17 protein-coding genes are annotated in these 21,554 nt (G+C 71.8%); 6 read left to right on the top strand and 11 right to left on the bottom strand.

Features of this window, described 5'->3' with window-relative positions:
• Positions 1-195: 195 nt before the first annotated feature.
• From ACIO3O_RS09620 to ACIO3O_RS09610, 3 genes are all read left to right on the top strand, one after another.
• Complete coding sequence (locus tag ACIO3O_RS09620; protein ID WP_401744040.1) at positions 196-1,683, top strand: aldehyde dehydrogenase; 1,488 nt, start codon at positions 196-198, stop codon at positions 1,681-1,683.
• A complete protein-coding gene (locus tag ACIO3O_RS09615) occupies positions 1,680-2,417 on the top strand; it encodes a gamma-glutamyl-gamma-aminobutyrate hydrolase family protein (RefSeq protein ID WP_401744039.1) in 738 nt (245 codons plus the stop codon). The genes ACIO3O_RS09620 and ACIO3O_RS09615 overlap by 4 nt, the downstream gene beginning before the upstream one ends.
• A 78-nt stretch (positions 2,418-2,495) precedes the next feature.
• Complete coding sequence (locus ACIO3O_RS09610; RefSeq protein WP_401744037.1) at positions 2,496-3,764, top strand: MFS transporter; 1,269 nt, start codon at positions 2,496-2,498, stop codon at positions 3,762-3,764.
• A 98-nt stretch (positions 3,765-3,862) separates the two neighbouring features.
• On the opposite strand, the gene ACIO3O_RS09605 is transcribed toward ACIO3O_RS09610, so the two are convergent.
• The 5 genes from ACIO3O_RS09605 to ACIO3O_RS09585 all read right to left on the bottom strand — a co-directional run bounded on the left by ACIO3O_RS09605 (position 3,863) and on the right by ACIO3O_RS09585 (position 11,811).
• Complete coding sequence (locus ACIO3O_RS09605) at positions 3,863-5,053, bottom strand: serine hydrolase domain-containing protein (protein WP_401744036.1); 1,191 nt, start codon at positions 5,051-5,053, stop codon at positions 3,863-3,865.
• Positions 5,054-5,279: 226 nt separating this feature from the next.
• On the bottom strand, positions 5,280-6,515 hold the full coding sequence (locus ACIO3O_RS09600; RefSeq protein ID WP_401744035.1) for an MFS transporter: 1,236 nt from the start codon (positions 6,513-6,515) through the stop codon (positions 5,280-5,282).
• Positions 6,516-6,572: 57 nt separating this feature from the next.
• Positions 6,573-7,319, bottom strand: a complete 747-nt coding sequence (locus tag ACIO3O_RS09595; protein ID WP_401744034.1) for an arylmalonate decarboxylase — start codon at positions 7,317-7,319, stop codon at positions 6,573-6,575.
• 306 nt (positions 7,320-7,625) lie between these two features.
• Complete coding sequence (locus ACIO3O_RS09590; RefSeq protein ID WP_401744033.1) at positions 7,626-7,859, bottom strand: tautomerase family protein; 234 nt, start codon at positions 7,857-7,859, stop codon at positions 7,626-7,628.
• 37 nt (positions 7,860-7,896) lie between these two features.
• Positions 7,897-11,811 carry an amino acid adenylation domain-containing protein gene (locus ACIO3O_RS09585; RefSeq protein WP_401744474.1) on the bottom strand — a complete coding sequence of 1,305 codons (3,915 nt, stop codon included), beginning with the start codon at positions 11,809-11,811 and terminating at the stop codon, positions 7,897-7,899.
• A gap of 316 nt (positions 11,812-12,127) precedes the next feature.
• Between ACIO3O_RS09585 and ACIO3O_RS09580 the strand changes: the two genes are divergently transcribed.
• Complete coding sequence (locus tag ACIO3O_RS09580) at positions 12,128-12,718, top strand: TetR/AcrR family transcriptional regulator (protein ID WP_401744031.1); 591 nt, start codon at positions 12,128-12,130, stop codon at positions 12,716-12,718.
• 7 nt (positions 12,719-12,725) lie between these two features.
• On the opposite strand, the gene ACIO3O_RS09575 is transcribed toward ACIO3O_RS09580, so the two are convergent.
• The gene (locus ACIO3O_RS09575) at positions 12,726-13,043 is read right to left on the bottom strand and encodes an ArsR/SmtB family transcription factor (protein ID WP_401744029.1); all 318 of its coding nucleotides are present in this window, start codon (positions 13,041-13,043) and stop codon (positions 12,726-12,728) included.
• A 136-nt stretch (positions 13,044-13,179) separates the two neighbouring features.
• Here ACIO3O_RS09575 and ACIO3O_RS09570 point away from each other — a divergent pair, with 136 nt between their 5' ends.
• Complete coding sequence (locus ACIO3O_RS09570; RefSeq protein WP_401744027.1) at positions 13,180-14,079, top strand: NAD(P)-dependent oxidoreductase; 900 nt, start codon at positions 13,180-13,182, stop codon at positions 14,077-14,079.
• A gap of 489 nt (positions 14,080-14,568) precedes the next feature.
• Positions 14,569-16,104 (top strand): FAD-dependent monooxygenase, encoded by a 1,536-nt coding sequence (locus ACIO3O_RS09565; RefSeq protein ID WP_401744025.1) that lies wholly within the window; start codon positions 14,569-14,571, stop codon positions 16,102-16,104.
• 22 nt (positions 16,105-16,126) lie between these two features.
• On the opposite strand, the gene ACIO3O_RS09560 is transcribed toward ACIO3O_RS09565, so the two are convergent.
• From ACIO3O_RS09560 to ACIO3O_RS09540, 5 genes are all read right to left on the bottom strand, one after another.
• Entirely contained in the window at positions 16,127-16,702 is a 576-nt protein-coding gene (locus tag ACIO3O_RS09560; protein ID WP_401744023.1) for a MarR family winged helix-turn-helix transcriptional regulator, read from the bottom strand.
• 127 nt (positions 16,703-16,829) lie between these two features.
• Positions 16,830-18,293, bottom strand: a complete 1,464-nt coding sequence (locus ACIO3O_RS09555) for an APC family permease (protein ID WP_401744021.1) — start codon at positions 18,291-18,293, stop codon at positions 16,830-16,832.
• Positions 18,294-18,299: 6 nt separating this feature from the next.
• Positions 18,300-19,148: a fumarylacetoacetate hydrolase family protein gene (locus tag ACIO3O_RS09550; protein ID WP_401744020.1), complete on the bottom strand. Its 849-nt coding sequence runs from the start codon at positions 19,146-19,148 to the stop codon at positions 18,300-18,302.
• Complete coding sequence (locus ACIO3O_RS09545) at positions 19,141-20,079, bottom strand: 3,4-dihydroxyphenylacetate 2,3-dioxygenase (protein ID WP_401744019.1); 939 nt, start codon at positions 20,077-20,079, stop codon at positions 19,141-19,143. The genes ACIO3O_RS09550 and ACIO3O_RS09545 overlap by 8 nt, the downstream gene beginning before the upstream one ends.
• Positions 20,080-20,081: 2 nt before the next feature.
• A complete protein-coding gene (locus tag ACIO3O_RS09540) occupies positions 20,082-21,554 on the bottom strand; it encodes an aldehyde dehydrogenase (protein WP_401744017.1) in 1,473 nt (490 codons plus the stop codon).

The raw sequence follows: 21,554 nt of genomic DNA, 5'->3' as shown, positions 1-21,554 counted from the left end.
AGCAGATCCTGGCGCTGCTTGCTGTGCTTTGCGGGATTTTCATGCTCGTAAGTGGGGTGGAAACGGACTCGTCCCGACTCTTGTGGTCGCCGCCGCCGTCCGCTTATCGTTTGGACTCAAATGGAAATGCGGTGGTGCTGCCCGCCGGTCCGACGTCCCAGGCGACCCCGTCGCGAACCCCGGAGGTACCCCACAGTGGACATTTCGTACGAGAGTTGGCTGCTGCGGGCCAAGGCGCTCCGGCATCCGACCGGCCATCACATCGACGGGCGCGAGGAGGCGGGCGGCGGGGGCTCCTTCGCGGTGGTCTCGCCGCGCGACGGCCGCGAGCTGACACGTGTCGCCGATGCGGGGGAGGCCGAGGTCGACCTCGCCGTCGCCGCCGCCCGCCGCGCCTTCGACCAGGGGCCCTGGCCGCGACTGGCCCCGGGCGAGCGCGGGAGGGCCCTGTTCCGGCTGGCCGACCTGATCGAGGAACGCCGCGAGGACCTCGCGCTCACGCTCAGCCTGGAGATGGGCAAGCCGATCTCGGACGCGTACGGCATCGAACTGCGCGCCCTGGTCAACACCTTCCGGTACTACGCGGGCCTGGCCGACAAGCTCACCGACGAGGCGCCGCACACCGCCCCCGACGCGCTCGCCCTCGTGACGCGCGAGCCCGCGGGGGTCGTCGGCGCGGTCGTGCCGTGGAACTTCCCGCTGACCCTCGCCGGGTGGAAGGTCGCCCCGGCGCTGGCCGCGGGCTGCACCGTCGTGCTGAAGCCCTCCGAGCTGTCGCCGCTCACCGCGCTGCTGCTCGGGCGGCTCGGCACGGAGGCCGGACTGCCCGACGGCGTGCTGAACGTGGTCGCGGGCGACGGGCCGACGGCGGGCCGCGCCCTCGGGCTGCACCCCGGCGTGGACGTCCTGGCCTTCACCGGGTCCACCGCCGTGGGCCGCCACTTCCTGCACTACGCGGCCGACTCCAACCTCAAGCGGGTCTGGCTGGAGCTGGGCGGCAAGTCGCCCAACATCGTGCTGCCGGACGCCCCCGACCTGGAGCAGGCCGCCGCCACCGCCGCGTGGGGCATCTTCTTCAACCAGGGCGAGATGTGCACCGCACCGTCCCGGCTGCTGGTGCACTCCTCGGTCGCGGACCGGGTGGTCGACGCGGTCGTGGCGCGGGCCGAGGCCCTGCGGGTCGGCGACCCGCTCGACCCGGCGACCGAGATGGGCGCGCTGGCCGGGGAGGGCCACCTGGGGAAGGTGCTGGAGCACATCGCCGCAGGTCAGGAGCAGGGCGCCCGGCTGCGTACCGGCGGCGTCCGCGTCCACGAGGAGACCGGCGGCAGCTACCTCGCACCGACCGTCTTCGACGCGGTCGCCCACGACTCCCGCCTCGCCCGCGAGGAGATCTTCGGCCCGGTCCTCTCGGTCTTCACCTTCGACACGATCGACGAAGCGGTACGGCTGGCCAACGACACGGAGTACGGCCTCGCCGCCGGCCTGTGGACCGCGAACCTCTCCACCGCCCACCAGGTCTCCCGCCGCCTGCGCGCCGGAACCGTCTGGGTCAACTGCTACGAGGAGGGCGACCTCACCGTCCCCTTCGGCGGAATGAAGCAGTCCGGAAACGGCCGCGACAAGTCCGCGCACGCGCTGGAGAAGTACACGGAGCTCAAGACGACGTGGGTGCAGCTGTGAGGACGTCCACCGGTGCACGGCCGTTGATCGGGCTGCCCAATCGGTTCGCGGCCACCACCTCCGCCCTGCGGTATGCCGCCGAGGTCACCGCGCGGGCCCTGGTCGACGCCGTGTGGAGGGCCGGGGGCGAGCCGTTCATGCTGCATCCGTACGCCCCGGACGGCGTCGCGGACCCGGCCGAGGTGGCGGCGCGTGTCGCCCGGTGCGACGGTGTGCTGCTGCCGGGCGGCGGCGACCTCGCCCCGCAGGCGTACGGTGCGCACGACACGCACGACAGCGTGTACGACGTGGATGCCGAGCAGGACGCCTTCGATCTGGCCGTGGCGCACGCCGCGCTCGACGCGGGCCTGCCGCTGCTGGCGGTCTGCCGCGGGCTCCAGGTCGTCAATGTCGCCCTCGGCGGCACCCTTCAGCAGGACATGGGCGGCCCGGAGCACGAGCACCGGCACCTCGTCCACCCGGTGACGCTGACGCCGGACTCGGTCGTCGCGCGGGCCGCCGGGGCCGACAAGGTGGACGCCTCCTGCTACCACCACCAGCGCGTCGACGCACTCGGCTCCGGCCTCGTCGCCACCGCGCTCGCCTCGGACGGAACCATCGAGGCCCTCGAACTCCCGCACGCCCAGGGCTGGTTCACCGCCGTCCAGTGGCACCCGGAGGACACCGCACCGCGCGACCCCGCCCAACAGGGCCTGTTCGACGCGCTGGTGCGTGCCGCATCGCGTACGGCCTGACCCCGTACCCGTACACCGCGCAAGCGGCAGTTCCTGCCTTACCACCTTCACCTTTCTCCGTCCCCGAAAGGCACCGCCATGGCTCTCGACGACGAGACCGCTGTACGCCCGAGAACGCCCCAAGCGCCTCTGGGGCGCTTCAGGTTGGGCCCGCTCTACTTCACGATCCCGCTCGCCAACCTCGTCCTCTACATGATCTGGACGGCGATCCCGCAGTTCATGCTGCCGATCCAGGTGCAGCGCATCACCGGCGCCACCGACACGGCCGCCCTCGCCACCGCGAGCCTTCTGGGCACCATCGCCGCCACCGTCGGCAACCCGCTCTTCGGCCAGCTCTCCGACCGCACCCGCTCCCGCTTCGGCCGCCGCACCCCGTGGCTCGTCGCCTGCGCGATCGGCGGCGGCGCACTGCTCCTGCTCCAGGCCAACGCGCCCTCGATCGCCCTGCTCGGCATCGCGTACGCGGGCACCAGCCTGATCCTCAACGGCTTCCAGGCGGCACTGACCGCCGTCGTCCCGGACCGCGTGCCGGGCGAGAAGATGGGCCTCGTCTCCTCCCTGATGGGCGTCGGCCTCAACCTCGGCGTGCTCGTCGGCTCGTCCCTCTTCGCGATGTTCCCGGAGCTGGCGGGACCGTTCGTCTACTACCTGATCGCGGCGCTGATCGTGATCACGGCGGTCGTCTTCGCCGTGCTGAGCCCGGACGTCGACTCCCGGAACGAACCCCGCGAGCCCTTCCGCCTGGGCACGTTCCTCGCGGGCCTGTGGGTCAACCCGCGCAAGAACCCGGACTTCGGGTGGGTCTTCCTGGCCCGCATGTTCATGATGCTCGGCTACTGGCTGGTCACGGCCCTGTTCTTCTTCGCCCTCCAGGACTACGTGGGCCTCTCGCCCGAGGACGCGGTGGGCGCGGCGGGCGTCCTCTTCACGGTCAGCGGCGCGGCCTCGGTCGTCGGCTCCCTGCTGGCCGCCCCGCTGGTGGACCGGGTGGGCCGGCTCAAGGTCTTCGTCCTGGTCGCGGGCGCGGGCCTGGCGATATCCCTGGCGATTCCGGTCGTGGCCCCGACGTACACGGGCATGATGATCTTCTCGATCGTCAACGGCCTCGCCTTCGGCGTCTACACGGCCGTCGACACGGCTCTGATCAACAGGGTCCTCCCGAACCCGGAGGACGCGGCCAAGGACCTGGGCGTCATGAACATCGCCACGGCCCTCCCGCAGATCGTCGCCGCCTCGCTGGGCGCGCTGGTGGTCTCGCTGCTGGACTACCGGGGCCTGTTCGTGGTGGCCGCGGTGATCGCGCTGGCGGGGGCGTTCGCGGTGGTTCCGGTGAAGCGGACGCGCTGACGCGTGAGCCATGAACAGCTGTGCCCCGTACCGGAGTTGATCCGGTACGGGGCGCGGTGCGTGGCGGTGCCGCACGGGTGCGTCCCGTCACGTACCCCTCATGTGCACAGAGCCGTGTCCAGCAGGCGCTGGATGTCGGCGCGGCCCTGCTGGGCTGCGTCCGGGTAGGCGGTGACGGCGACGGTGGCGGCGCGGCCGTCGTCGGTCGCGGCCGGGGCGGTCGCGAAGCCGAGGTAGGCCCCCTCGTGGCCCCACATGAGACCGCCGCAGCTCAGCGGCCTGCTGGCCACGCCCAGCCCGAACCGGGTGCCCTTCGGGTATCCCGCCTCGGCCGGGACCGCGACGGTGGTCCGCATCGCGGCGAGCTGCGCGGGCTTGAGCAGCCTGCCGCCGAGCAGGGCCCGGAAGAAGCGGTTCAGATCGCTCGGGGTGGTGATCAGCGCACCGGAGGCCCAGCCCGACGACGGGTCCATCACGGTGACGTCCAGCAGGGGAGCGCCGGGCTTCGTCGAGGCGTACCCCTGCGGGTGCGGGCCCGGGACCGTCTGGTCGCCCGCGACCGGGAAGGAGGTGTTCCGCAGCCCGGCGCGGTCGAGCACCCGGCGGGTGACCTCCTCGCCCACGGGGCGGCCGGTGACCTGCTCGACGAGCAGCCCGGCCACCAGGTAGTCCGTGTTGGTGTACTGCCAGTCCTTGCCGGGCGGGAACGTCGCCCGGTGCCGGAGCGCGAGGTCGAGGAGCGCGCGGGGGTTGTGATAGCGGTGGCGGGTGGCGACCAGGTCGTCCATGTAGAGCGCGTACTCGGGCAACCCGCTGGTGTGCTGGAGCAGTTGACGCACGGTGATGCGGCGGCCGTCGATCCCGTCGCCGCGCAGCAGGCCCGGCAGGTAGGTGTCGACGGGAGAGTCCAGGGCGACCCTGCCCTCGCCGACGAGTTGCAGGACGACGACGGCGGTGAAGGACTTGGTGACACTCGCCGCCCGGATGTGTCCGTCGAGCGGGGCCTTGTCCCCGGTGCGTAGGTCCCGGACGCCTGCGGCCAGACTGCGGGTGCGCCCGTCACGGCCGGTGGCCGCGGCCAGGGCGGCCGGGTAGCCGGTCACGTCCACCAGCCGGTCGAGGCCGCTGCGCAGCGGATCGGCGGCTGCTCGGTGCGGTGCGGCGGCCGCGGCCCCGGGCGGTGCGGCGGTCGCCGTCAGGGTGCCCGTCAGGGCCAGCGTCAGAGCCAGGGCGGAGGCGGGCAGGGCGGCCGCTGCGGGGACTCGACGGGGATGCGGGCGCTTCGGCATGGGGGGTGACCTTCCTCGGTCGCGCGGCTGTGGCTTCGGCTTCCAGCCTGCGGTTCGCGCGGGCCGGTGCCCATCCGGGCAGCGGGAGGAGGTCAACTGGGGTCAGCGTCAGGGGAGTTGGGGCGACAGCTGGCTTGCGTAAGGGCATGCGACACACCCGGCAAGGGCCCCGGCCGTGTGCGGGAGAGGACGCTTGCTCTCCCGCACACGCCCGTTCGGGCGGTGGTCAGGCCTCGCCGCGGCGGCCCGCCTTGAAGGCGTGGGACTTGGCGGTGCCGACGACCAGCAGGGCCACCACGCCCAGGGCGAGCAGCACCCACGGGAAGGTGCCCGCGCCCGAGGACTCCAGGAGGAGGCCGCCGACCACGCCGCCGCCCGCGACCGCCAGGTTGAAGATGGTGACCAGCATGGACTGGGCGACGTCCGCACCGTCGCCCGCCGCGTCCGCGATGGCGGTCTGGAGGAGGGTCGGGGCGCCGCCGAAGGTGAGGCCCCAGGCGACGACGCCGACGATGACGGCGATCGGGGAGTTCTGGCCGATGCCCAGGATCAGTGCGGCGGCCGCGAACCCGGCGAGGCTGGCCAGGGTGAGGACCCGCAGCTTGCGGTCCACGAACAGGCCCGTGAACCAGATGCCCGCGATGGCCGTCGCACCGAAGAGCAGCAGGATCGCGTCCACCCGCTCGCCGATGCCCGCCTTCGCGAGGAACGGGGCGATGTACGTGTAGAGGATGTTGTGGGCCAGGATCCACAGGAAGATGACGGCCAGGATCGGGCGGATGCCCGGGGTGAGGAAGATCCGGCGGATCGGCAGCCGCTGTTCGGCGGCCTGGCCGGGGAAGTCCGGGACGAGGGCACGCACCCAGACCACCAGCAGCAGGGCCACCGCCGACATGATCCAGAACACGCCCTGCCAGCCGAACAGCGAGCCCAGCAGGGTGCCGAGCGGCACGCCGAAGGTCAGCGCGATCGGCTGCCCGACACCGACGATCGCCAGGGCCCGGCCCTGGAGGTGCTCGGGTACCAGGCGGCGCGAGTAGCCCGCGAGCAGGCCCCAGATGACGCCGGACGCCATGCCCGCGATGAAGCGCGCGCCGAGGGTGACGGCGTAGTTGGTGGAGAGCGCGGTGACGGTGTTGAAGACGAAGAGCGAGCCGACCGCGTAGAGGAGCAGCGGGCGGCGGGACATCGCACGGGTCGCGGCGATCACCGGAATAGCGGCGACGACGGAACCGATGGCGTACAGCGTGACGAGCTGACCCGCCAGCCCCTCGGAGATGTTCAGGCCTTTGCTGATCTGCGGGAGCAGACCCGCGGGCATGGTCTCGGTCATGATCGCGAGGAAGCCCGCGGCGGTGAAGGCGAGCAGCTTGAGGACGGGGAGCCGCTCTTTCGCGGGCGCCTGACCGCTGGCTGTGGTGGTGGCTGTGGCAGTGGCCGTGGGCGGTGTTTCGGTGGTCACGAGGATCTCCAGGGTGCCGCGGGCGGCGCGACGGGGTGGGGTGGGCGGGTGGGGGGCTCAGTGCTCGGAGAGCAGGGAGCCGTGGCCGTGGACGTGGTCGGTGATGCCGAGGGTCCGCAGGGCGTGCCAGTACAGGACCGTGTTGTTGGAGATGACCGGCTTGCCGAGCCAGGTCTCGGCGACGGCGGCGAGGCGGGTCATGGCGACGTTCGTGCCGACCTGGACGATGGCCTCGATGTCGGGGCCGTCGATGTCCCGGACGGTGTCGCGGAGTTGGGCCTCCGAGACGTGGGAGATCCGGGCCGGGCTGGACACGCCGAGGCCCTGGATGCGGACGACGTCGTAGCCGCTGTCCTTGAAGAACCGGCTGACGGAGTCGTCGCCGACGGGCAGGTACGGGGTGATGACGGCGATCCGGCGGGCCCGGTAGGTGTCCAGGGCTGCCTTGATGGCGTCCGGGCTCATGATCACCGGTCGGCCGCCGGCGGCTTCGGTGAGGGAGGCGAGGACGCGGGTGTGGGAGTCGGGGCCGTCCCAGTAGCTCTCCGGGGAGACGCCGATGACGACGCCGTCGGGGTTGCAGCTGACGACGCTTTCGATGGCCGGGACGGTGGAGCGGCGGATGCTGTGCATGACGTGGTCAAAGCCGGGTTCGTCGACCATCGAGTCGTCGCCGATGAGCATGCGGCCGGTGTGATTGGTGACGTGGTGGGGGCGGAGGGACTCCATCTCCGGCTGGGCGGAGGTGTTGGTGGAGGGAAGAACGACGCCGACCTTGAGGCGGGGGCCGAGGGAATCGGGCACGGGGTGGCCTTTCGTGTACGGGGGAGGGGTGCGGGGTGGTGGTGCGGGGCGGGGTGGGCCGGTGGCGAGAGGGCCGGAACGGGGGTGGGCCGGAGTCGGGCGGGCCGCCCCCTTGCCCGCCCGTCCCGCCCCCGGGGGGGGGCGGCCCCGCCGCCCAAGGGGGCGGGGGGGAAGGGGAGGGGGCGGCTTCGCCGCCCGGCGGTGGGGGCCCGGGAGGGGGATGGTGCCCGGAGGGCATCCATCCAGGGGCGCGGGGAACTGCGCGACCAGCCACGATCCACCCGCACGGAACCGGGGCCCGGCCGCCTAGGCCGGTCTGTAGGCCGGGGGCTTGATCAGGTGCGGGCCCCGGCCAGTGATGAGCGGGTCGACGACCTGTTCGTCCCAGGCCTCCGGCGGCACCGGCCGAAGGGCGATCGAGACGGCCCCCTCGTACGTTCCGAAGTGCGCGACGATCACGGCCGTGAGGTCCGACGCCAGTCGGCCCCGCTGCTCCTCGGTCAGCTCGGCGGGAAAGTGACTCAGGTCGATGTGGGGCACAGCAGACTCCAGGGGAGGGGAAGAAGGGAAGGGGGGATCAGGCGAGACGGCTGCGGATGGCCGCGAGAAGCTCCGGGAGCCCCCTCGGCCTGAGGACCTCGTAGTGGTCGGCGGCCAGATTCACCACCGCCGCAGGCGACACCGTGTAGCCCGTCGCGTCCTCGATGAAGGAGTAGTCGTCGCCGGTCGCCTTGAGGACCGTGACCGGCGCCGCGATCCGACGCTCCGTCAACTCGCGGAAGTTGTAGTCGAATTCGTACGTCTCGGCGACGATCCGGGTGATCCGCCGGATCAGCTCCTCGCCGAGGGCGGGTATGCGGTCGTGCACGAAGGCGACGAAGGAGTCCTCGTCGTGCGTCGCCGCCAGGCACTCCGCGACCTCCGGCCCCGTGATCGCCCCGGCGAAGACCGAGTGCAGGATCGTCACGTACGCGGGGTTGGCGTAGGAGGACTCCCGCCCGTGCCGCGCGCCCTCGGCGGCCCGCACCTTCGGGTTGCCGGGGCAGATCAGCACCAGGTCCGAGACCTCCTGCCCCGCCTGCTCCAGCTGCCAGGCCGTCTCGAAGGCGACCCGGGCCCCGAAGGAGTAACCCCAGAGCAGGTACGGGCCCTGGGGCTGCACCCGCCGGATCTCGGCGACGTCGGCCGCGGCCATCTCCTGCACCGTCGGGTACGGGGTCTCGCCCGCGTTGATGCCGTGCGCCTGGATGCCGTAGAAGCTGCGGCCGAGCCCGGCCTCCCGGCCCAGGAGGCGGAGGTTCATGGGGTACCCGCCGAGCCCCGGCCAGCAGAACACCGGCGGCAGACCGGCCGACTCGTCGTCGTACAGGCGGATCAGCCGGGAGGAGACGGCGGAGACGGCGGAGGCTCCCACCGTGCCCTCGGCCTCGATCCGTGCCGCCAGTTCCCCCAACTTCGGTGCCTCGAAGATGACTTGCAGGGGCAGCGAGGTGCCGAACTCCCGGTTGATCCGGTTGACGAGCGCGACCGCGACGAGCGAGTTGCCGCCCGCGGTGAAGAAGTCGTCCGCCGTCGAGGGGTCCTCGTACTTCAGGGCCTTGCCCCACGCCTCGGCGAGCCACTTCTCGTGCACGGTCTCCGGCGCGACGTACGGGGCGTCGCTGCCCGCCGCGCGCACCGTCTCGTCGGCGGCGAGCGCCTTCGCGTCGACCTTGCCGTTCGCGGTGAGCGGCAGGCTGTCCAGGACGAGGACCCGGTTGGGGATCATGTAGTCGGGCAGCAGGGTCGCCAGCTCGTCCTTGATGATCTCGGCGGGCCCCTTGGAGTGCACCGAGTCCTCGTACATGCCCTCGCTGCGGATCTGCTCCTCGCTGACCCGGCCGCCGAGGAAGAAGTAGGACGGGCCGCGCTCGACGCCCTGGGCCGCGAGGATCTCGTCGATGCGGCGGGAGGCGGGCAGCGGGTTTCCGGACTCGGAGCTGTAGCCCGCCGACATGAAGCCGAGCGCCAGTCCGTTGCGCTGGAGGTGGTGGAGCTTGGTGCCCATGGCGATGTACGAGAGCCAGGGTTCGGCGGCGCGGCTGACGGCGGCGATCCCGAAAGAGGCCCGGTCGTACACGCTCTGGTTGATCGCGATGACGTGCTTGCGCTGCACGAGGTCGGCGGAGAAGGGTGTCAACTCGCCCCCTCTGTAGCGGTAATGACCCTCCGTCAGATCGGCTACCCGCCCGGGATGGGCCTGGACGTAGATGTCGGTCGGGTCGGCGGCGGGCGTGCCGTCGTTGCGGACGATCTCGAAGGTGCCCAGGTAGTGGTCCTCGTCGGGGACGCGCAGCAGGTCCTTCACCTCGGGCAGGAATCCGGTGGGCCGCACGGTCAGCCCGTACTCCGGGAGGACTTCCTCGAAGACGCCCAGCATGTGGCCCGTCTCGAACTCCAGCACCTCGCGGATGTTGTTGGCGTAGACCGGCTGGATCGCCTGGTTCTTGCCGAGGAAGTGCAGGCGCAGCGCGGTGGCCCCGGTGTCCGGGACCAGCCCCGAGGGGCCCGCGATCCGGATCAGGGTGTGGTCGACGGGGTGGTGGTAGTGGATGCCGTCCGCGATGCCCGCGAAACCCGAGGTCTCCAGGTAGAGCTGGGTCGCGTACAGCGCGCCGGGGGAGGCGTACGCGTACTTCGGCAGCAGCCGCTCCGTACTGCGGAAGGGGCCGAACCAGCGTAGTACGTCCGCCAGTTGCTCGTACGTCAGCTCGCCGAGGTCCCGTCCGGAGGCGGCGACGGCCGGGGTGCGCGGGGCGAGCAGTTCCAGCAGGTCGTCCCGGGTCACCTCGCCCCCGTCGTAGAAGCGGTACGTCTTGCGGGCGAAGGTCTCCCGACGCTGGCGTTCCGTGCCGTCGCGGCCCGGCAGTTCGAGGACGTCCGCGCTGCTCACACCGAGGTCGAGCAGGTCCTCGGCGTCGCGCACCCCGGCGTGCGAGAGCTGGGCCTTGACCTGGAGCTTGCTGGCCTTGGACTGGTGGTGGCCGCCGTGGTTGCCCTGGTCCATCAGGGCCGCCTCGCGCGGGTTCAGCTCGACGACGGCCACCAGGTTCTGGAAGCCGGTGCGGGCGTCGTCAGTGACCACCGCCGCCGCCCTGCGCACCCAGGTGTGCTCCTCGACGGCGACCGCGATCTCGTCCAACTCGACCCGGTTGCCGCGCAGTTTGACCTGGTTGTCGGCCCGGCCGAGGCAGGTGATGGTGCCGTCCGGGTTCCAGTGGGCCAGGTCGCCGGTGCGGTAGAGACGCTCGGTGGGAATGAAGGGGGAGGGGACGAAGCGCTCTTCGGTGAGGTCGGGGCGGTGCAGGTAGCCGCGCGCCAACTGGACGCCGCCTATGTAGAGTTCGCCAGTCGTGCCGATGCCGACCGGGTGGCGCTCCTCGTCCAGGATGAAGCACTGGGTGTTGTCGACGGGGACCCCGATGGGGACGGTCCCGTTGCCCTCCGCCGGCTCGTCCAGCGAGTCCGGGTCGACCAGGTTGGCCGTGGCGTTGATGGTGGTCTCGGTGGGCCCGTACAGATTGACCAGCGAGGCGTCCGGCAGCGCGGCCAGCAGCTCGCGGGCGAGCCGCCGGGAGAGGGCCTCGCCGCCGGAGAAGACGCGGTGCAATGAGGTGCAGGAGCCGAACCGCTCGGTGTCCAGGAGGGCCTGGAGGAGCGTCGGTACGCCCTGGAGGGTCGTCACCCCGTACCGGTTGATCGCGGCGATCAGCGCCTCCGGGTCCCGGTAGCTGCCCGGCGGGGCGACGACGACCCGCGCGCCGGTGGCGGGCGCGAGGATCTCCCACTGCGCGGCGTCGAAGCTCATCGGCGTCTTCTGCAACACCGAGACATGGCTGCCGAGATGGCCGAACGTGTGCATCCACCGCAGCTGCGAGACGACGCTGCGGTGCTCGATCATCACGCCCTTGGGGCGGCCGGTGCTGCCCGAGGTGTAGATGACGTACGCGAGCGAGTCGGGGCGGGGACCGGGCGCGGCCGGGTGGGACCGGGGCGCGCGGGCGGCGGGGCTGACCGTGCAGTGGTGCACGTCGGCGGTCGAGACGTCGCGGGCCTCGTCGGGCGTGACGATGCGGGTGCCCGCCGGGGCGACGGCGGCGAGGCGCTCGCGCAGGTGCTCCTGGGTGACGACGACGGTGGTGCGGCTGTTCTCGATCATGTATCGCAGCCGGTCCTCCGGGTACTCCGGGGAGAGCGGCAGATAGGCGGCCCCGGCGAACAGGACGCCCCAGGCCCCTACCATCAGGTCGAGCGAGGGCTCCGTGAAGACACCGACGCAGTCGTCGGTCCGTACGCCCAAGAGGTGAAGTTTCGCGGCCAGTTGACCGCTCGCCAGTCCCAGCTCCCGGAAGGTGAGCCGCTGCTCGCCGCTGACCACGGCCACCGCGTCGGGGCGCAGCGCGATCTGGTGCTCCAGCAGGCCGGGCAGGCAGGAGGCGTGTTCCAGACGGATGTCCTGTGCGCCGCGCTCGCTGCGGACGCCGTGTTCGGTGCGCGCGCCGCGTTCGGCACGGCCCTCGTGGGCGGTGCGGAGGTGAGTGGTGCGGAGGTCGCGGTCAGGTACGGCGGGATGTGCTCCAGGCAAGGTGTACTCCCCAGTGATGAAGCGCTTTCGGTGCCCGGTTTCCGGGCCTCCCCCCGCGCCCTTCCCCCGTGCTGGACGGGGTGGGCGGCGAGCTGCGCGACTGAGACAAGCACACTTCCCGCGGCGATTGCACTCTGCGCAATGGAAGTTTAACAATCGTTCCAGAACGGCTAACCTTGCTGCTATGTCACCTCGCCCCCGGGGCTTCGACCTCGACAAAGCACTGGACGCGGCCATGGACACCTTCTGGGACAAGGGGTACGCCGCCACGTCCGCCCAGGACCTGGTGGACAGCACGGGTCTGGGCCGCGGCAGTCTCTACAACACCTTCGACAGCAAGTACGGCCTGTTCCAGGCGGCGCTGAAGCGCTACGACACCGAGTGGACGACCCGCCTGGTGACGCTCCTGGAAGAGGGCGACGGCCCCGCGCGCGACCGCATTCGCACGGTCCTGATGAGCGTCGTGGAGGAGGAGACCGCGGAACATCCCGCGCACCGGGGGTGTCTCGTGGTCAACTCCGCCATGGAGTTGGCCGGCCGTGACGCCCGGGTCACCCAGCACGTCCGGGACACCTTCGACCGCGTGACGCAGGCGCTGGCGGTCTGCGTCGAGCAGGGGGTGCGCGACGGATCGCTCCCGCACGCGGCGGAGCCGCCCCGCGACCGCGCGCTCTACCTGCTCAACTCGATGTACGGGCTGCGCGTGCTCGGCAAGGTCTCCGACCGGGGCGACCTGGCGGCCCTCGTGGACCGCATCCTGCCGCCCGCGTCCTGAGCTGCCCCTAGCGGCCGGTCTCCGCCAGCCTCAGCAGGTTCTCTAGCAGCCCCGGGAAGCGCTCCTCGAAGTCGGGGCGCAGCCGCAGCAGCATTCCGGTGCCCGTGCTGCGCTGGACGATCAGGCCCGCCTCGCGGAGGACCTTCCAGTGGTACGAGCGGGTGGACTTTGACCCCGGTACGTCGAGGGTCGTACAGGGGACTTCCTCGTCCGGCGACGAGGCGAGCCGCACCACCACGAGCCGTCGGTGCCGGTCGGCCAACGCGCCGTACACGGCGTCGAGTTGGACGTCGCCGAGCGGTGGGTGGGAGAGCTGTACGGGCATCGGCGACCTTTCATCCGGCGTTCACGTGGGGGCGTTGCCAGCATATCCGGGGGGTCTCTATGGTGGCTGGGTACGAAAATTTTCGAACCCCTCGCGCGTGAACCCGTGTGAACCCATGTGAATCCAGGAGTCTGACATGACCACCCCCCGGCCGGTCGTCGCCGTCCTCGGCACCGGAATCATCGGCGCCCCCGTCGCCCGCAACCTCGCCCAGGGCGGCTTCACCGTCCGCGCCTGGAACCGCACCCGCGCCAAGGCCGACGCCCTCGCCGAACACGGCGTGCACGTCGCCGACACCCCGGCCGACGCGGTCGACGGCGCCGACGTCGTCCTCACCGTCCTCAATGACGGCCCCCGCGTCCTGGAGGCGGTCCGCGCCGCCGCCCCGAAGCTGACCGAGGGCACCGTCTGGGTGCAGGTCAGCACCGTCGGCGAGGACATCGACGCGATCGCCGCCTACGCGGCCGAGGCCGGGCTCGTCCTGGTGGACGCCCCGGTGCAGGGCACCCGCCAGCCCGCCGAACTGGGCAAGCTCGTCGTCCTGGCGGCAGGTCCGGAAACCGTGCGCCCGACCGTCCAGCCGCTCTTCGACACCATCGGCTCGCGCACGGTGTGGGTCGGCGAGGACGGCACGAAGGGCGCGGCCAGCCGCCTCAAGCTGGTGCTCAACACCTGGGTCATCGCCCTCACCAACGGCGTCGGCGAGGCGCTCTCCCTGGCCAGGGGCCTCGACGTCGACCCGAAGCACTTCGTCGACGTCATCACCGGCGGCCCCCTGGACAGCGGCTACTTCCAGGGCAAGTCCGGGGCCGTCCTGGCCGAGGACTTCACCCCGAGCTTCACCGTCGACAACGCGGAGAAGGACGCCCGCCTCGCCGCCGAGGCCGCCCGCCGCGCGGGCCTGCGCCTGGACGGTGCGGAAGCCGCCCGCGACCGTTTCGCCCGAGCGTCCGAGCAGGGCCACGGCGCGGAGGACATGGCGGCCGTCTACTTCGCCAGCTTCGACGCCGCCGCGGCCCCGGACCCCCAGGCCTGACCGGGCCTCCCTCGGCCGGAGGGCACCGGCCCGTCCCGGCCGGCGGGGCGGCCCGGCCACTCCCGGTCCGGGCCGCTGAACCGCCCCGACTGATGGGGCGGGTCGAGCCGACCGTTCTCGGTCCGGGGCGCCGGATTGCCCCGGCCGTCAGGGGGCCGCGCGGCGGGACTGTCCCGGCCGGTGTGGCGGGTTGGTCCGACCGTTCCCGGTCCGGGCCGCTGAGCCGCCCCGACTGGTGGGGCGGGTCGAGCCGACCGTTACCGGTCCGGGGCGCCGGATTGTCCCGGCCGTCCTCGCGGGCCGAGCGGTACGGCCGCTCCGGACCAGGCGGCTGGGCCCGTCGGTCCGGGCCGGTGCGGGCCCAGCCCTGGGCGCCCTCGGTTCGGGGCGCAGGGGCGGCCCCTTGACGCGGGCCCTTCCACGTAAACCCCTTCACGCGCACCCCTTCACCCGACCCCACCACAACGTACGACCACGCAGGAGCCCCGCATGCCGATCGACAGGTTTCCCGAGCGCACCCGAGTCCTCATCGCGGGCGGTGGCCCCGTCGGCATGCTGCTGGCCTGTGAGCTCGCCCTCCAGAACGTCGAGGCGATCGTCCTGGAGCAGGACGTACGGGTCAGGGACACCCCACGGGCAGGCACCCTGCACGCCCGCAGCGTGCAGTCCCTGCTCCGGCGGGGGTTTCTGCGGCTTCCCGAGCCCGGGCGCCTCGACCTCCACCACTGCACCGGGTTCCACTTCGCCGGACTGCCCCTCCTGGAGATCACCACTCCCACCGCCGAGGGCCCGCCGATCTTCAACCAGTCGCAGTCCGCGCTGGAGGAGGCCTTCGAGGCCCGGGCCCGCGCCCTCGGTGCCGAGATCCGGCGCGGAGTGCGGGTGACCGGCCTGACCGAGCACCCCGACCGCGTCGAGGTCGACACCCTCGCCGAGGACGGCACCCGCTCCCGCATCGAGGCCGACTGGCTCATCGGCAGCGACGGCGCGCGTTCCACCGTCCGCGAGGCCGCCGGGATACCGGCCACCACCACCCCGCCGTCCTTCAGCGGCATCGTCGCCCTGGTGGAACTCCTCGACCCGGTGACCGCCCCCGGCGGCTGGGCGCACGGCCCTGAGGGCGCGACGCTGATCAACGTCAATCCGTACGGACTCAGCCGCGTCGTCGTCCACGACTTCACCCACCCCTTCCCGGACCGGCAACAGCCGGTTTCGTTCGGGGAGTTGAACGAGGCCACGACACGCGTGCTGGGCCGGGAGGTGCCGATGCGCGGGGCGACGTACCTCTCCCGGTTCAGCGACTTCACCCGCCTCGCCGACACCTACCGCTCCGCAGGCCCCGGCCGGGTGCTGCTCGCGGGCGACGCCGCGCACGTGCACGCCCCGCTCGGCGGGCAGGGCCTCAACACCGGACTCCAGGACGCCTTCAACCTGGGCTGGAAGCTCGGCGCGGTGGCCCGGGGCGACGCCCCCGCCGCACTCCTCGACACGTACACCCGCGAACGCCGCCCGGTGGGCCGGCAGGTCGTCGACAACACCCGCACCCAGGCCGCCGTCATGAACCCGCACCCCGAGCACGACCCGCTGCGCGCCCACATCACCGCACAGCTCGCCGACCCCGCCCGGGTGAAGGAACTGGCCGACATCGTCAGCGGCCAGGGCATCCGCTACCGGGAGACGGCCTCCGACGCCTCACCCCTGGAGGGCACCTTCCTGCCCAACCACGTCTGCACCACGGAGGAAGGGCCCCGACAGACCGTCGCCGAACTCCTTGACGAAGCACAGCCGTTGCTGCTCCTCGCGGAGGGCGCCGCGCACCCCGCCGCGACCCGTCCGGGACTTCGTACGGTACGAGTGGCAGGCCCGGAGCCCCTCGCCTGGAGCGCACTGCTCCTGCGCCCGGACGGCTACGTCGCCTGGGCCGCACCGGCAGGCGCGGGCCCGGATGCCGGGGGCCTGGCGGAAGCCCTCGACCGGTGGTTCGGTCCGGCGCCCGCGCGCCAACGGGCGGAACGGGTGGCCTGAACTCCCGCCCCGGCAAGGGGGGTTACGGCTTGGCGGCCCGTCGCCCGCTGCGGCGCGGCGCGGGCTCCGCACCGTTCAGCAGCTCGCGGCGGCGCTCCTCGCCGTGCTCCTCCACCTGGACGACGATCCGGCGCAGGGCGTCCGCCGTCTTCTTGCACTCGTCCGCGTCCAACTGCTGCGCCACGAACGCCTCTTCGGCGTTCAGCTCGGGGAAGACGCGCCGCATCAGGGCCTCGCCCTCGTCGGTGAGGCTGAGCAGGACCCGGCGGCCGTCGGAGGGGTGGTCGGTGCGCCGCACCAGGCCGCGCCCCTCCAGGGTGCGGGCCACCCCGGTCAGGGTGCCCTTGGAGATCCCGGCCTCCTCGGCGACGTAACGCGTCTCCTGCTCGCCCCAGATCCAGACCACCCACAGCACCACGAACGCGGTCCAGGTGAGGTCCGAGCCGCGCAGCACCGAGTTCTCGAAGTGGCCCCGGACGGCGGCGGCCGCGCGGTGGATGTTGGCGATGACCGCCATCTGCTCGTGCTGGATGGGGATGCCGCCGAGCTTGGACTCGACCAGCTTCTCGGTCTCGATGATGGAACGCTGGCCGGGCACAGGCTCTCCTTCGGACACACCTAGCGGTTCGGTCGTTCGACACCACATCGGTTCGACACCGAATTGTACGTGCGGCCGGATCCCCAGGTCAGGGGCCCGGCCGCCGCCTCCGTACCAGGAGTGCCGGTCACTCCCGGAGCCGGGCCGCGCGCCGCGCGTACGGCAGCCGGGACAGGCCCGCGCACAGCACGAGTGCCGCCGGGACGGACACCGCCAGCCAGGTCGCGGTCGCCGCGTCCCCGCCGATCAGGGTGGGGAAGTTCGTGACCACGAGGAAGATCGCGCCCGCGATGCCGAGCGACCCGAGGAGCGGGGCGATCAGCGTGTTCCACACCCGGGTGTCCTGCCGGGTGCGGCGGAAGAAGACGATCACCGCGACCGAGGTCAGGAAGTACAGGAACGTGATCGCCAGGGCCGCGACGCCGCTGAACCAGGAGAACATCGTCAGCACCGGGTCCTTGCCGAGCACCACGAACGGCAGCGCGAGCGCCGCCGCCATCAGGGTCTGCACGACCCCGGCCGCCCACGGCGACTGCCGCTTGCTGAGGGCGGACAGCCCGCGCGGGAGCAGGCCGTCACGGCTCAGCGAGAAGAGGTAGCGGTTGGCGGAGTTGTGGAAGGCGAGGATTCCGGCGAACAGGGAGGTGGCGAGGAGGAAGGGCAGGACGTCGTTCGTCCAGGCCCCGAACTGCTCGGCCACGGGGGCGAACACGAAGGCCGCCCCGTCACCGCCCGCCAGCGCCTTCCCGGCCGCCGCCGCGCTCGTGGACGCTCCGTACGAGGAGATCAGCATCCACGTGGTGAACGCGAAGAAGCAGGTCACCACTGCGACCGCCAGGTAGGTGGCACGCGGCACGGTCCTCTTCGGGTCGCGCGCCTCCTCCCCGTAGATCGCCGTGGCCTCGAAGCCGAGCATCGAGGCGAGCGCGAAGACGAGCGCCACACCGGGCGCGCCTTCGAGCATCGCGGACGGCGAGAAGGAGGCGCCCGCGTTCAGCCCCTCGGGTCCGCCGCCCTGGAGCAGTGTCACCACGCCGAACGCCAGCAGGATGCTGAACTCGGCGAGCACGAACACCGCGAGGACCTTCGCGCCCACCTCGATGCCCAGCACGCCCAGCAGCTGCACGATCGCCATCGTCACGAACGCGCAGACCCACCACGGGACGTCCAGCCCCGCGTAGTCGGCGAAGAGCCTGCTGGTGGTCGCGCCGAACAGCCCGTACATCGAGCTCTGGATGGTGCTGTACGCGAGCAGGGCCACGCCCGCGCTGCCGATGCCGGTGGTCCGGCCGAGCCCCTTGCCGATGTACGTGTAGAACGCGCCCGCGTCGACGACGTACCGCCCCATCGCGACGAACCCGACGGAGAACAGCAGCACGATGCCGCCCGCCACCGCGTACGCGGCCGGGACGCCGGGGCCGTTCCCGATGGCTATCGCGATCGGGGCGGCCCCGGCCATGCCGGTCAGCGGGGCCTGTGCGGAGAGGACGAAGAAGAGGATGCCGAGGGCCCCCAGGGCGCCCCGCTTGAGCGTGCGGGGCGCGTCACCACGTGCCGGAACTTCCGAAGTCTCTGTCCGCTGCGAGGCCATGGCGGGTCAGCCTCTCTTGGGTGCGCGGACGCCGCGGAACTCCCAGTCGCCGCCGAAGGCCGTGGAGACGACCTCCTCCGACTCGGTGGGCTGCGCACCGCAGTCGTCGCGGACGGGAAAGGGGCCGGTGACGATGTGGTTCGTCAGCCTGCCGAGGCCCTCGACCTCGACCTCGACGACGTCACCGGGCTGCACGGGACGGGAGTTGGCGGGCGTGCCCGACAGCAGGACGTCGCCCGGGTGCAGGGTGATGGTGCGGGCGATGTCGGCGACCAGGTAGTGCATGTCCCACTCCATCTCGGAGGTGGAACCGTCCTGCACGACGACGCCGTTGACGTACGTGCGCAGGTACTTGTTACGGAAGTCCCAATCGGTGACCAGGCCCGGGCCGAGCGGGCACAGGGTGTCCGAGCCCTTCACGCGCAGCATGGAGCCGGCGTCGGTGTCGCGGAAGTCGTGCAGGCCGTAGTCGTTGCCGATGGTGTAACCGGCGATGTAGTCACCGGCCTCCTCGGGGGAGATGTTGCGGGCGGTCTTCCCGATGACGATCGCGACCTCGCCCTCGTAGTTGAGGTACTTGCAGCCCTCGGGGCGCACGATCGCGCCCTGGTGGGAGTTCAGCGCGGAGGTCGGCTTGTGGAAGTACGTCGGGGTGGGGGTCAGGTCGATCTGGAACTCCTCCACCCGGCTGCGGTGGTTGAGGTGCACGGCGATCACCTTGGACGGCACGACCGGCGGCAGGTGACGGACGTCGTCGATCTTGACGCGGCGGCCGTCGGCGGAGACCAACTCGTCGTCCTGGCGCTCCACTTGGACGACGGCACCGTCGAGGAGGATACGGCGGTACTCAGGCATGGGAGGTCTCCAGATTCGTGTTCGCAGAGGTTGAGGAGGTTGCGGGGGTTGCGGTCCAGCCGCCCTCGGGGCGGTCGAACCAGATGTGCACCTGGCCGGTGCCGACGGAGTTCTCGTACGCGCTGAACAGCCGTCCGGGAGCGGTGCAGCGCTCCTCGCCGAGCGCGCCGGCCATCATCAGGTAGTGCCCGAAGCGGGCCTCGGGCTTGAACCGGTAGAACTCCGGCATCGTGCGCAGGACTTCGTCGTGCCGCCCCTGCTCGAACCAGGCGATCCGCTCGTAGTCGGCCTCGCGGGCACCGGCGGTGAAGATGTGGCTGGGGTCGCTGGACTCGTGGTCGCGCAACTCGCGCAGGGACCAGAAGGTGTGCGACAGGGCGCCGGACGCGATCAGGAGGACCTTGCGGTCGGTGGCGGCGATGCCGTCGGCGAGCGCACGGCCGAGCCGCAGGTTGTCCTCGGTGTCGGCGGTCTGGCAGACGCCGATCGACACCCACTTCTTGTCCGGCAGCCCCTCGCCGAGGTACTTCCACAGGTTGATCGTGGCGTAGTACACGGGCAGGTACGGGTCGTCGATCGGGGTGATCCAGGTGCCGTGCCGGTCGGCGAACTTCGCGATGTTGCGGGCCAGTTCGGGGTCGCCGGGGTAGTCGTACGGCATCCGGCACATGCCGCGCGGGAGCTCCTCGGAGGTGAAGAGACCGGCACGTCTGTCCTGCGCGGAGACGACGTACTCGACGGTGGTCGCCCAGTGCGAGTCCAGGACGACGACGGTGTCGTAGTCCAGCGTCTCGAAGACCTCCTCGCGCAGCTTGCGCAGGCCCGGGACGAGGCTGATCTCGCGGCCCTCGTTGAGCTCCTTGCGGGTCTCCTCGGGCAGAACGATGGTGGGGACGTGGGACAGCAGCCCCGCGCCGACGATTTCACCCATGTTTACGCCCACCCTGATTCCTGTGCGGTGACGGTGTTCTTGAGGTCGCAGTAGAAGTCGAAGCTCCAGGTGCCGCCCTCCCGGCCGACCCCGGACTGGCGGGAGCCGCCGAAGGGTGCGCGCAGGTCGCGTACGTAGAAGCAGTTGACCCAGACGGTGCCCGCGACGAGCTGCCGGGCGATCAGGTCGGCGTGGTCGCGGTCGCCGCTGACGACGGTGGCGGCGAGACCGAAGCGGGTGCCGTTGGCGAGCGCGATCGCCTCGTCGTCGTCCGCGAAGGTCTGGAGGGTCAGGACGGGGCCGAAGATCTCCTCCTGGACGGCTTCGGCGTCCTGGGCGAGGCCGGTGAGGAGGGTCGGCCGGTAGTACAGGCCGCCCAGTTCGGTGTTGGGCCCGCCGCCGATCACGGCCTCGGCGCCCGCCGCGAGCGCGCGCTGCACGAAGCCGTCGATCTTCTCCAGCTGGCGGGGGTGGATGTTGGGCCCGAGGTCGGTGGCGGCGTCGCGGGGGTCGCCCTGGACGAGGGCGCTCGCCTTCTCGACGAAGCGCCGGGTGAACTCCGCCTCGATGGACTCGTGCACCAGGAGCCGGGTGCCCGCCAGGCAGACCTGACCGGCGTTGTCGTACTGCTCCACGGCCAGCTCGACGGCGAGGTCCAGGTCCGCGTCCGCCAGCACCAACAGGGGTGACTTGCCGCCCAGTTCGAGCGAGGTCGGGGTGAGGTTCGCGGCGGCGGCCGCCGAGATGTGGCGCGCGGTCGGCACGGAGCCGGTGAAGCTGATGCGGCGTACGTCGGGGTGCTCGGTCAGCGCCTGGCCGACCTCGGCCCCGTACCCCTGCACGATGTTGAGCACACCGGCGGGCAGCCCGGCCCCGTCGGCGATGTCGGCGAGCAGGGAGGCGGTCAGCGGCGACCACTCGGCGGGCTTGAGGACGACGGTGTTGCCCGCGGCGAGGGCGGGGGCGACCTTCCAGCTCTCCATCATCAGCGGAGCGTTCCACGGCGTGATCAGTACGCAGGGTCCTGCCGGGTCCCAACTGACTTGATTGCGGCGGGTGTTGGTGTCGAAGTCGGGGTGCCCGAGGTCGTTCGTCAGCCAGTCGGCGAAGAAGCGGAAGTTGTGGGCGACGCGCGGCATGACGCCCCGGCGGTGCGAGCGGATGAGCGCGCCGTTGTCGTGGGTCTCGACCTGGGCCAGCTCCTCCAGGCGCTTCTCGACGCCGTCGGCGATGGCGTGCAGGATGCGGGCGCGCTCTTCGTACGACGTGGCGGCCCAGGCCGGGAAGGCGGCCTTGGCGGCGGCCACGGCGGCCTCGGCCTCGGGCCTGCCGCCGCGCGAGATCTGCCCGAGCTCGGTGCCGTCGATGGGGGAGTGGTCGGGGAAGGTGGCGCCGTCGGCGGACGCGACGCGGACGCCGTTGATCCAGTGCCGGGTGTCGATGGGAGTACTGGCGACGGTGGTGGTGTGGGGCAT

It is taken from the genome of Streptomyces sp. NPDC087440 (genome assembly GCF_044744005.1).
Lineage (GTDB): Bacteria > Actinomycetota > Actinomycetes > Streptomycetales > Streptomycetaceae > Streptomyces.
Note: the sequence above shows the minus strand (reverse complement) of the source record. Positions and strands in the feature narration are given on the sequence as shown.